Consider the following 13,315-nt stretch of genomic DNA (forward strand, 5'->3'; position numbering starts at 1 on the left):
TATAAAAAGTCACAATATCTATAATTATTAGGTAAACACATGACTTTTGGCTCCAGACATTTCGTCCACCGCTCAGAGGGATGCGAAATATCTTCAGTCGTCCCAATAAGTAGTAGCAATTCTCATAATTTTAATTTTTATCCAATTAAACAAGCCTGTTAATTTTTTATTTTCTTCATAATTTCTATGGGGAAAACTGCATCCCCTATTTTTTCTTATCAACATATATATGTTGATAACATCTAATAAGACTGAATAAACACCAAAAATCGTCGATTCATATACAGCCTGCAAATACAGGCATAAATGCCTGCCATCCACTATTTTCCACATGCTAACATACTTATTTAAATATTTTTTTCTCAATTGACTAAAAAATAGCCATTGAGATATCTTTATGAGGACGACATTAAACACAATCGCTTTACTTCAGACCAGGAGTTCACCATGGCGGACACGAATATAAACCAGCTTCACGTTTCGCTTCCCGGAGCTGGGAACATACAGACCTACCACCTTGATGCCGACACCCCGGTCAAGTTCGATTTCGATCTGGCCAACGCGGTGTTCACCGGCGAGAACGGCAACCTTGAAATCACCGTCGAGGGCGGCGGCACCGTTGTCCTCGAAAACTACGAACCCCTGGCCGACACGGGCGGCCTTCCGCTGTTCGAAATGCTCAACGGCGAGCAGGTGGCCGGAGATGTCTATCTCTTCGCCTTCGAGGGCGCGGACCAGAACGCCGACCTGGAGACAGCGGCGGCCGGAACCACGGGTAGCTCGGGCGCGGGCCAGTACAATGACGACGCGGGCACGCTCTCGGCCGGCATCAACGCCCTGGGCGGCCAGGACGACGCTTACGGCACGCACGCCTTCCCGACCATCGGCGGCGTCCTTGGCCGGTTCGCCCCCATCGCCAACGACGACTTCGCGTCCATCGACGAACAGGGCGATGCCGACTTCTCCGTCGGCCGCCACGTCATCTTTGTGGACAGCCTGGAAGACTATCAGGAAGCCGTGGCCCTCCACGCCGGCGGCGAAGGTTCCGCGCTGAGCGAATTCTTCCCCCTGTCCACGGGCGGCGGGTTCTACATCGATTACCCCAATCCCCCGCAGACGGACGAGACCATCCAAGGCAACGTCATCGACAACGACGTCGACCCGGACGGCCCCCAGAGCCAGTTGTCCATGTACACCGTGGATTATGACGGCGTGAACCATGACGGCGTGGACCCGGCCGCAGTGCAGATCACGTCCGACGACATCGTGATCGTGGGCAAGTACGGCGTGCTGGTCGTGGATCCCGACGGCCACTGGGAATACACCCTGAACCAGGAATGGGCCGACGCGCTCAACGAGGGCGAATCCTACGACGAGATCTTTCATTACAACATCACCGATTCCGACGGGCTCGTCTCCAACACCGCCACCCTGACCATCACGGTCAACGGCGCCAACGACATGCCCGTGGCCCACGACGACCTGAACGTACAGGCCGTGGAGGGCGGCGACTCCACCGACTACGGCCTGCACGCCAGCGTGCACGACGCCGACCTTAATGGCGGCGCGGGCGGCGACGTGGCCGTGCACGACAGCGACCATCACGACTACACCCAGGACGGCTCCGTCGTGGTCCACGGCAACGTCCTGTCCGGTGACGACGCGGGCTCCGTGGCCGACGGCGACGTGGACAGCGGCGACTCCCCGGACGGCCAGACCATGTTCGTGGTCGGCGTCTACTCCCACGCCACCGAAACCATGGACTATGTCCTGCCCGACGAGCAGAACGGCGACTTCACGCCCACGGCCGAGCAGGCCTATGACCAGGCCCATATGGACCCGAGCGCTTCGGTCACGGTCAACGGCGAGTTCGGCGTGCTGACCATCCACGCGGACGGCTCCTACGACTACCGGCTCTACACGCCCAAGGACGGCGACGCCTACAACGCCCTCAACGCCCTCAACTACGGCAGCGAGGACAACGTGGACGCCTTCTCCTACGGAATCATGGACGACTCCGGGGCCTTCAGCTACGCCAACATCTCCTTCACGGTGAACGGCGCCAACGACGCGCCCGTGGCCAATGCCGACCAGAACAACGTGGCCGAATTCGGCATCAGATTCGAGGGCGACGCCGACTACTCGGCCGTGGTCTCCGGCAACGTCGTCACCGGCGACGCGCACGGCGGCGTGGCCGACACCGACGTGGACGACACGCGGATGTTCGTGTCCACGATCTCTTCCCAGACCGACCACAACGGCACCCTGTACACCGACGACAACATGGACCCGGACGGCTCCGTGACCATCGACGGCGAATACGGCACCCTGACCATCCATGCCGACGGCAGCTACGACTACGCGCTGCACAACGAGTGGGACAACGTCCAGGCCCTGCAGGAAGGCGAAGTGAAGAGCGACGTCTTCACCTACACCCTGACCAACCCCTACGCCGACGGCGTGTACAGCGAACCCGCCACCCTGACCATCAACGTGACGGGCTCCAACGACGCCCCGGTGGCCATGGCCGACACCAACGCACTGACCGAATCCGTGGACCTCGACCCCGCCGCCAGCGTGAGCGGCAACGTGCTGGCGGGCGACGCGCACGGCGGCGTGGCCGACACCGACGTGGACAACGAGGTCGACGACTTCACCATCACCTCGGTCACCGGCCACGGCGGGACCGACTCCGACGCAACCGGCGGATTCGACATCGTCGGCCAATACGGCACCCTGCACATGAACGCCGACGGGTCCTACACCTACACCGAGAACCCGGCCGCCACCGGCTTTCTGAACAACGACAGCGAGCCGGTCAGCGACGTTTTCACCTACACCATGACCGACAACGCGGACGGCCATCCCGGCACCGCTTCCGCCACCCTGACCATCACCATCAACGGGGCCAACGACGCCCCCACGGCCATGGCCGACACCAATTCCCTGACCGAATCCGTGGACGGCGCGGACGCCGCCAGCGTGAGCGGCAACGTGCTGGCGGGCGACGCGCACGGCGGCGTGGCCGACACCGACGTGGACAACGAGGTCTCCGACTTCACGGTCACCGGAGTGGCCGGCCACGGCGGGACCGACAACGACGCTTCCGGCGGATTCGACATCGTCGGCCGCTACGGCACCCTGCACATGAACGCCGACGGGTCCTACACCTATACCGAGAACCCGAACGCGACCGATCACCTGAACAGCGACAGCGACCCGGTCACCGACGTCTTCACCTACACCATGTCCGACAACCAGAGCGGCGACGCCAAGGAAAGCTCCGCCACCCTGACCATCACCATCAACGGGACCAACGACGCCCCCACGGCCTCCGACGACTACAACCTGGCCAAGGAAGCGGGCTTCTACACCGACGGCTTCGACGCCTCCGGCAACGTCATCCACGGCATGGACCTGCCCATTCTTGGCAACATCGGCGGCGATTCCGACGTGGACAACACCGACCTGACCGTGACCCACGTCTCCTCGGTCGGCAACGCGGGCAGCGAGGCCGACGTCAGCGGGACCACGGCCGTCACCGGCCTGTACGGCACCCTGTACATCGAGGCCGACGGCTCCTACCACTACGAGGTCGACAACGATGTCGCGATCGTCAATGAACTGAACGTGCTCGACCATCCCACGGACAGCTTCACCTACACCGTGTCCGACGGCATGGGCGGCACCGACACCGCGACCCTGCACATCGAAGTCTGGGGTTCCGACGACGCGCCCACGGCCGTGGACGACGTCAACACCGGCTCGGTGGTCGAGGCGGGCGCGGACGAGGCGGGCAACCAGTTCGCCCACGGATTCGTCCTGGCCAACGACAGCGACGTGGACAGTTCCGTCATCTTCGTGACCAAGGCCGGCGCCGGAGCCGAAGGCTCGGAAACCGGCGGCCAGGCGGGCTCGCACCTCTTCGGCTGGGCCTCGATCGAAGGCCAGTACGGCACCCTGTACTTCAAGCCCTCGGGCGAATACCGGTACGAGCTGAACAACAACGACCCCGACACCCAGGCCCTGGCCGAGGGCCAGGTGGTCCACGACGAGTTCAACTACACCGTCAGCGACCTCCTCGGCGCGACCGACACGGCCACCCTGTCCATCGAGGTCACCGGCTCCAACGACGCGGCCACGATCACCGGCGACTCCACCGGGGCCGTGACCGAGGACGTGAACGTCACCTCCGGAGGCCTCTTGACCGATTCCGGCCAACTGTTCGCCTCGGACGCGGACAACCCGGACAACCTGTTCCAGGCCGACACCATCACCGATTCCCAGGGCGGCACCTTCCACATCAACGCGGACGGCACCTGGAGCTATGAAATCGACAACGGCTCGGTCCAGCACCTGGGCGAAGTGGACGGCGTGAACAGCGGCTTCTCCAACGATTTCACCGTGCGCTCCGCCGACGGCACCGAGCACACCGTGACCGTGACCGTGGGCGGCGAGAACGACGCCCCGCTGGGCGCGGACTTCTCGGTCCACGGCAACGCCTACGGCGAGCCCGTGCACATCGACTTCGACCAGGCGCCCATCACCGACGTGGAGGACGACCACGACACGGGCGACGACCTGGACACCGGCGTGGTCATCACCGGCCTGCCGGACCACGGCACGCTCTACTACGACGGTCATGAAGTGACCCAGGACGACGTCGACAACTCCACCCGTTTCGACGACCTGGACAACTTCACCTACAAGGGCGACGCGCCCGCGGGCCAGGGCGTGCTCATCGGCTCCCGCCTGGCCGAGGACGCCGGGCTGGACACCTGGGGCGAGCGCGTGAACGGCTCCACCCGCCAGCTGTCGGTGGATACCGATGGCGACGGCTCCGCCGACGTTACCGTCACCACCCATATCAGCTCCGGCAACCTCAAGGTCTACTCGGACCAGCAGAGCCACATCGACCACGGGCTGGCCAACTCGAGCAACAACGGGCTGGATGCGGGCGAGACCCTGACCATGACCTTCGAGGGCAGGGACGTGTCCTACGCCGACATCGGCTTCGGCGGCCTGGGCAGCTACTTCGACCACGGCGGTCAGCAGAACGGCCAGGCCACCTGGGCCGTGTACGACGGCGATCAGCTGATCGCCTCGGGCACGGTCGACAACTCGGTCATGACCTGGACCAACGCGGTCACCGGCCAGTCCGGGACCATCGGCGGCGGCGACGGCGACACCTTCCAATCCCTGGTCCTCGACCAGACCATCCTGGGCGGCGAGCACTTCGACAGGATCGTCTTCGGCACCACCGAAGACGGCCCGCGCGACTGGAACGCCAACTGGGAGCTCCAATACGTGGACGTGGAGTTCGCCGGAAACGACACCATCACCTACCGGCCCATCGACAGCGAGGGGCAGGTCAGCGACAGCGACTACACCGTGACCGTGGACGTGCTTCCCGGCCAGGCCAACGAGGACCCGACCGCCGTGAACGACGCGGCCTCGGTCCACGAGCCCAACACCGACGGCCTGGACCACTCGGTCTCGGCCAATGTCCTGTCCAACGACGTGGACGCGGACAACACGCCCGGCGAGATGTCCGTGACCAAGGTGACCTTCGGCGACACCACCGTGGACTTCGCGAACCACCAGATCACCGGCAGCCATGCCGAGTGGGGCTCGGACGGCACCGCGGTCATCCACGGCGAGCACGGCGACCTGGTCATCGGCGCGGACGGCGACTACACCTACACCGCCACGGACGACACCCTGGCTCCAGGCGACGCGCCCACCGAGACCTTCACCTACACCATGACCGACGGCGACACCGTGGACAACGATCCGGCGGCGCAGACCGCCAACCTGGTCATCACGGTGAACGGCCTGAACGACGCGCCCGACGCGGTGGACGACGGCGTGCCCGGCCTGACCGGCGCGACCCACGACGTGGCCTTGAACATCGCCAACGGGTTCACGGCCGACGGCATCACCATCGTCGAGGACCAGACCACGGACCACACGGTCATCCATGACACCTTCGGCCTGGGCGTGAAGACCGGCCCCGGCGACAACTCGGCCATCGACACAACCCAGGGCGCGGAAAAGGTCACCTTCCAGTTCGACGACCCGCAGGCCCATGCGACCATCACCCTGGCCGACTTCAACAACACGGACCATGACGACGACGCGATCATCACCCTGCTGAACGCGGACGGCGAGGTGGTCGGGACCTACAACGTGGGCGTGGACCAGACCGACCCGACCATCGACCTGACCGGCTCCGAGCCGTTCGTGTACGTGGTCGTGGAACCGGCCGGCAGCTCCGAGGACGGCTTCTACGTCCAGTCCATCTCCGGCCAGGTGACCGACTACTCGTCCACGGACGGGGCCATCGTGGTGGCCGAGGACTCCTCGATCTCCATCGACGTCCTGGCCAACGACACCGATCCGGACCTGCCCAACGACCACCTGTCCATCACCGGCCTGGGCGACCCGGCGCACGGAACCGTCGCGCTGGTGAACGGCGAGGTCGTCTACACCCCGAACGCCGATTACAACGGCCCGGACTCCTTCACCTACACCATCACCGACGACCATGGCGCCACGGACACGGCCACGGTCTACCTGAACGTGACCCCGGTGAACGACGCGCCGGTCGCGGCGAACGACACCGTCACCGTGCTTGAGGACCACACCGCCAGCGGCAACGTCATCCAGGGCGCGGGTTCCGAACACCTCGGCCAGGATACCGACGCGGACGGCGACACGCTGACCGTGACCGGTTTCACGGTCCAGGGCGACGCCACCCCCCATGCGGCGGGCGAGACCGCGCACATCGACGGCGTGGGCGACCTGGTCATCAACGCCGACGGCTCCTACACCTTCACCCCGGCGGCCGACTACGACGGCGACGTGCCCACGGCCACCTACACCGTGACCGACGGCAACGGCGGCTACGCCTCGGCGAACCTGGCCATCGACATCACCCCGGACAACGACGCCCCGACCATCGACCTGTCCGCGGGCACGGTCACCTTCGTGAGCGAGGACGCGGGCAACAACAACATGGTCGGCATCTACGAACTGGACGGTGACGGCCACCCGACCAACCCGCAGATCATCCTGGTCGATTCGAACAGCGGCACCGACGGCCAGCTCCTGGCCACCTTCGGCGACGGCCAGGAACTGCACTACTTCCTGATCCCGAACACCAACGTCGGCAACGGCGTCCCGACCTTTGTCCCGAACGGCTCCGGCGGGTGGGACATCTCCTTTGACGGCGGGGCCACCTCCCACGAGGTCCGGTTCGACGACGCGGGCATCAACAACAACCCGGAAGACACCTTCCGGATCGAGACCGACGCCAACGGCCGGGTCATTCATGTGGATGACCAGATGCTGACCGGCGACCCGCGGGATGTGGACGATGACGACGACTTCAACGACCTCGTCATCCGGGAAAACGACCATGCGGGCACCGGATTCGAGAACACCTTTGTCGAAGACGGCGGCCCGGTGCACATCACCGGCGAGGTGAACATCTCGGACGCGGACTCCACGCACATGTCCCAGGCGGTCATCACCCTGACCAACGCCCACGACATGGATTCCCTGAACATCGACACCAGCGCCCTGCCCGGCGGCATCACCGCCACGATCGACGGCAACCGGATCATCCTGTCCGGCGACGCGCCGATCTCGGACTACGAGTCCGCCATCGAGCGGATCACCTTCTCCAACGGCTCGGACGACCCGGACGCCAGCGACCGGCTGATCGACGTCCAGGTCTGGGACGACGCATCCGACCCGACGGGCGCGCCGAGCAACGTGGCCACTTCCGTGATCCACGTGGTCCCGGTGGACGACAACACCCCGCCCGTGGCCGTGGACGACACCGGCTCGGGCTCGGGGACCATCACCGGCGACGGCGGCGTGATCGGCACCGTGGAAGGCTCCGACGCGTTCCACCTGGTGGCCCAGGAGTTCGACGCCCAGTCCGGCAAGTGGGTCCAGGCCACCCTGGAACACTGGGGCAACGGCAACGGCAGCCATTACGGCGTCGAATCCGCCTCCGGCGGTAACGGCAAGAGCGGCGACGACAAGTTCATCGAGAACGACGGCAATGCCGAGCGGCTGCTCATCCAGTTCGACGACCCGCAGGAGTCTGTCAGCCTCAAGTTCACCGGCGACGGCAACGGCCAGGAATCCCTCCAGGCCTGGGACCCCGACGGCAACCCGATCACAGACCTGACCATCAGCGAGTCCGGGGACGTGGTCACAGTGACCAGCTCCACCGCCGTCATCGGCACCGTGGTGGTCATGGCCGATCCCGACGACCCGAACGCCTCGGTGGCTCTCAAGGAAGTCCACGGCTCCGATCCGGTGGACCACCTGTCCGGCACCTATGAAGCGGCCGTGATCACCGGCAACGTGCTGGCCAACGACCACGACGCCCAGGATACCGACTACACCGACGGCCCGGGCTTCCCGGCCGGTTCCACGGAACTCACCGTCACCGGCGCGGCCGCGGGCGACCTGGACGACCTGACCCAGGCCCAATACGACCAGCACCTGGCCGACGGCGACTTCAACGGCGACTCCGGGACCTTCAGCCTGGGAGACGACGGCGTGGGCGCGACCGTCCACGGCCAGTACGGCGACCTGCTCATCGCCGAGGACGGCTCCTACACCTACACCACCCATGACGGTCTGCCCGCGGGCGACTACACCGAGTCCTTCACCTACCAGGTGTCCGACACGGACGGGGCCGTGGACTACGGCGTGATCGAGGTCAACGCGACCATCAACACCCTGGTCGCCCACGCGGACCTCGGCCACGGGGCCATGGTCACCGATACCCTGGAGCCCGCCTACCAGTGGCAGAGCGGCTGGGGACACGACATCAACTTCGCCAACCAGACCGACGGCAACCCCAACGAATGGCAGACCCTGGCCCACGACATGGGCCTCAAGGTGTCCGCCACCATCGACGGCTTCCCGGCCTGGGTGGGCGAAGTGGAGGGCCTCGGCATCGGCGTGAACACCCCGCTCGTCCCCGACAGCCATGAGATCGAAAACGGCCCGCTGTACCGCGAGGCCCTGACCCTCGAGTTCGGCGACGAGGGCAAGAGCCTGCCCGAGCAGCTCTACCTGATGCTGAACAACGTCGAGACCGGCGAAGACGTGATCTTCACCATCACGGACAGCAACGACCATACGTTCACCGTGCACGTCGGCGCGGGCGGCAACAACGCGACCTATACCGACGGAACGGGCACGGTGGTGCTGACCAAGGCCAATAACAACCAATACTACATCACCGGCAGCCACGGGGACCTCGACGGCTCGGGCGAACTGCTTATCAAGTCCGTGACCATCGGCGGCGCGTGGCACACCCGGTTCTCGCTCAACTACATCAACGCCACCACCGGCGGAGAGTGGGTCCGGAACGGCACCACAGGCGAACTGACCCTGCCGTCCGTGACCGGCTCCCTGTTTGCCAACGTCTACAGCTCGGACGACGCGGCCATGACCGCGGCCATCGTGGGCTCGGGCGTGGGAACATGGGGCACCCTGGAGATCGCGGCCAACGGCGAGTGGACCTACACCCCGAACGAGAACGCCCACTCCATCACCACGAGCGGGCTGACCGAACCCACCGTAGAGCAATTCACCTACCAGGTGACCGACTCCCACGGCCTGACCGACACCGCGACCCTGTACGTCCCGGTCCACGTCAACGCCTCGACCTTCAGCGGCTCGGACGGAGCCGACCAGTTCACCGGCACCGACGGCAGCGACCTGATATACGGCCACGGCGGCAACGACGTCATCAACGGCCATGCGGGCAACGACTTCCTGTACGGCGGTGCGGGCGACGACACCATCGACGGCGGCGCGGGCCACGACTTCATCAGCGGCGGCGACGGCAACGACGTCCTGCACGGCGGGGACGGCAACGACTACCTGTTCGGCGGCAACGGCAACGATGTCCTGTGGGGCGGAGCCGGGAACGACGTCATCCACGCCGGTGCGGGCGACGACACCGTGTTCGTCAGCTCGGGCCACGACACCGTGACCCTGGGCGCGGGCGCGGACACCATCATGGTCGACCCCGGCTACCTGACCGCCGGCCACGGCGGCGGGGACATGACCGTGACCGACTTCAACATCGGCGAGGGCGACCAGCTCGACCTGAGCGGCCTGTCCGGCGGCCTGGTGGACGTCACCTCCGCCGGGGACAGCGGCGACCTGGTGGTGACCATCGGCAACGTGAACCCGGCCGGAGACGACATCACCATCACCCTCCAGGGCGTGCTGCCCCCGTCCCACGACGCGGTCGACCACCAGGTGGACCTGTCCGCCACCGGCGAGGACCTGAACACGGTGATCCAGCACATCATAAACTCCGGGGGGCACTCCTCCTAGACGGACGAAGCCCCCGGCCCGGCGAGACCGCCGGGCCGGGGGACCAATACTGCATTTTTCTCCTATACAAGGAGACCAATATGACCGATACTATCAATATGAACCAGACTACCATGCTCGGCACCTACACCCTTGACGGGAACGTTCCGGTCGATCCGGAGATCGTCCTGTCCGACTGCCAGGACACGGCCATGCTCGGCCGGCTGGTGGGCATGTTCGCGGGCGACGCCGAGATCCGGTTCTTCCTCCTCCCGGACGTGGACCGGGCCGCCCTGGACATGGGGGCGGACTTCCACTTCATCAAGGATTCCGGGAACTGGGTGCTGGCCAACAGCAACACCATGCACAACGTCCTGTTCGACGACGCGGGCTTCAACCCGGGCGGGCAGGAAGGAACCTTCTCCATCGCCTTGCTGGGCGACGGCTCCTACGCCGTGCATACCGGCGCGGACCCGGCTCCCGGCGCGGACCTGCCGCACGACGGACTGCTCGTTGACCTGCCCGAACACGACATCTTCGCTGCCGGGCACACGGCCCACCACATTGGAGAAGGACACACGGACGGTCACGAACTCCACGCGGGCGCGAACGCGGGCGACCTGTTCATCGACCCCTCGGTCCTCGCGCACGGGCAGAGCGAGATCGTGATCAGCAATTTCACCCTGGGCAGCAACCACCTGGAACTGCCCGACACCCTGTCCGTCAAGGACGTGGTGGTGGACCACGAACACGACCTGACCTCGGTGATCCTCGCCCAGAACGACCACACGGGCGACGACATCGTGGTCAAGCTGCTCGGCGTCTCGCACCCGGACATGCCCGGTCACGACATCCATATCGACGCGGACCACTCCGGCGACGACTTGATCACCCATCTGATCCACTCAGGCAGGCACATGGAATGAACGGCCTGAAACCCGTACGGCGGCCTGGAAACGCGTCCTTCGGGACGCGTTTTTTACGGCAGCGATCAGACGGTGCCGTAACGCCCGGTTTCAGACCGCCCCGGCCCGGCAGAACAGCGCTCCCCTGGTCCCGTGGCCGAATCAAAGACATTGTCCTGATATCAATGAATAAATATCACTCTCAAACGCAACAGTCCGAATTTCCCGGACTTATGGATACAGCTTCCCTACATTCTTGACCATAATTATATAACCGGCTACAAGCATAGCAGTAAGTACCTTTGACAACCCAACCATGGGGAAGACAATGAAAAAACAAGTTCTCGCGATTCTCATCCTGACGCTGTCGCTGTCGGTGCCCGCTTTTGCCGCCAACGGCACGATGACGCTCAAGGACAGCGTCGTCGCCGCGGTCAAGCAGCATCCGCAGATCAAGGCGCTCCTGAACAACAGGGACGCCGTGGCCAAGGCCAAACTTTCCGCGCTGGGCCGCTTCTTCCCGTCCCTCGACCTGACCGGCGAGCTCGGCAAGCAGCAGTACAACAGCGCGGCCACCCGCATCGACGGCACCGAGGACCACTGGCGCAGCCCGACCGACTTCCGGGCCACCCTGACCCAGCCCATCTTCGACGGCTTCGACCGCTGGCACGACTTCAAGCGCGAAGGCTTTCGCCTGACCTCGGCCGAAGGCCGCCTGGTGGACAACGTCGAGACCGTGGGCCTGGACGCCGTCCGCGCCCATGTGGATGTGGTCCGCCTGCGCAGGCTGGTCGCCCTGGCCGAAGACAACATCACCGCGCACCAGAACCTGCTCGATTCCATCACCGAACGCGTGCAGGGCGGAGCGGGCAACCGGGCCGACGAGATGCAGGCCAAGGGCCGCGTGGCCCGCGCCGAGACCACCCTGGTCACCTATACCGGCGAGTTGCGCACCGCCGAGGCCCAGTACATCCGCACCGTGGGCACGGCGCCCACTTCCCTGGCCGACCCCCAGTACCTGCCGAACTACATCCCGAACCAGGCCGACCAGATCCTCCAGCTTTCCCTGGACAACAACCCCAAGATCGCCGTGTACAAGGCCGAGATCAGCGTGGCCGAACAGACCAAGGGCCAGCTCGAGTCGACCATGTACCCGACCGTGGACGCCTACCTGTCCTCCCGCCACACCGACAACCTCGACGGCGTGGACACCTATGTCCAGGACAACAAGGCCATGCTGCGCGCCCAGTGGAACATCTTCAACGGCACCAGCGACTACTACGACGTCCAGACCGCCGCCGCGCGCATCCGTGAGGCGCAGGACAACCTTCAGGACACCTCCGACGACATCGTCCGCCAGGTGGCCTCCACCTGGGCCGACTACCAGTCCAGCCTGAGCCAGATCGAGAAGTACCAGGAAGCCTTGCAGTACAGCCTCGAGTCCCTGGACATGTACCTGATGCAGTTCAACGTGGGCCAGCGCTCCCTGCTCGACCTGCTGGACGCCACCAACGAGGTGTTCACCAACCGCGTGCAGCTCGAGACCGCGACCATGAACCGCGACTACACGGTCTACAAGTTCCTGACCCTCGAAGGCCAGCTCATGAAGACCCTGGAAATCGCGCCCGACACCTACGAGAACGCGTCCATGGAAACCGCCGCCAAATAGCAAGACAGCACTGCGAGAACAGTCTTCAAGGGGCGCAGCCGTCGTGGCTGCGCCCCTTTTCTTGGCTGCCGACTCCGTCCGGACACAGAGGGAAGCCTGCTCAAAGCCCCGCTTCCGCCCTATCCTCTTGGTGCGGATCGGGTGCCTCAGGCACCCGGCAGCGGCTCTTCTCCCCTGCGCTCGCACGGCCCAAGGCTTTGATTCGCCCCGTCTCGGGGCTCACCCCCTCGGGGCGTTGCGGAAAGACCGCAACGCCCAAATCCGCTGTCCTGCGGATTTGTCGAGAGTGGGGCAGCCGTGTTTTCCTTCCGGGGGTCTCCATCCTCACGTAGACGGCTACGCTGCGGCCAAAGCCCGCCCGGGAGAAGGTGCGGATGGCCCC

At 64.8% G+C, this 13,315-nt stretch carries 3 protein-coding genes; all 3 read left to right on the plus strand.

Going from position 1 to position 13,315, the window contains the following annotated elements:
- Positions 1 to 447: 447 nt before the first annotated feature.
- Positions 448 to 10,380 (plus strand): cadherin-like domain-containing protein, encoded by a 9,933-nt coding sequence (locus BerOc1_RS03775; RefSeq protein WP_071544363.1) that lies wholly within the window; start codon positions 448 to 450, stop codon positions 10,378 to 10,380.
- 80 nt (positions 10,381 to 10,460) lie between these two features.
- Positions 10,461 to 11,285, plus strand: coding sequence for a hypothetical protein (locus tag BerOc1_RS03780; protein ID WP_071544364.1), 825 nt, complete (start codon positions 10,461 to 10,463; stop codon positions 11,283 to 11,285).
- 307 nt (positions 11,286 to 11,592) lie between these two features.
- Positions 11,593 to 12,933: a TolC family outer membrane protein gene (locus tag BerOc1_RS03785; RefSeq protein ID WP_071544365.1), complete on the plus strand. Its 1,341-nt coding sequence runs from the start codon at positions 11,593 to 11,595 to the stop codon at positions 12,931 to 12,933.
- The last annotated feature ends 382 nt before the right edge of the window (positions 12,934 to 13,315 follow it).

Origin of the sequence: Pseudodesulfovibrio hydrargyri, from assembly GCF_001874525.1 — a bacterium.
Lineage (GTDB): Bacteria > Desulfobacterota > Desulfovibrionia > Desulfovibrionales > Desulfovibrionaceae > Pseudodesulfovibrio > Pseudodesulfovibrio hydrargyri.

Excerpts from the sequence above, each read along its gene's own strand:
- BerOc1_RS03775 (WP_071544363.1), top strand. The coding sequence starts at position 448 with ATGGCGGACACGAATATAAACCAGCTTCACGTTTCGCTTCCCGGAGCT.
- BerOc1_RS03780 (WP_071544364.1), top strand. The coding sequence starts at position 10,461 with ATGACCGATACTATCAATATGAACCAGACTACCATGCTCGGCACCTAC.
- BerOc1_RS03785 (WP_071544365.1), top strand. The coding sequence starts at position 11,593 with ATGAAAAAACAAGTTCTCGCGATTCTCATCCTGACGCTGTCGCTGTCG.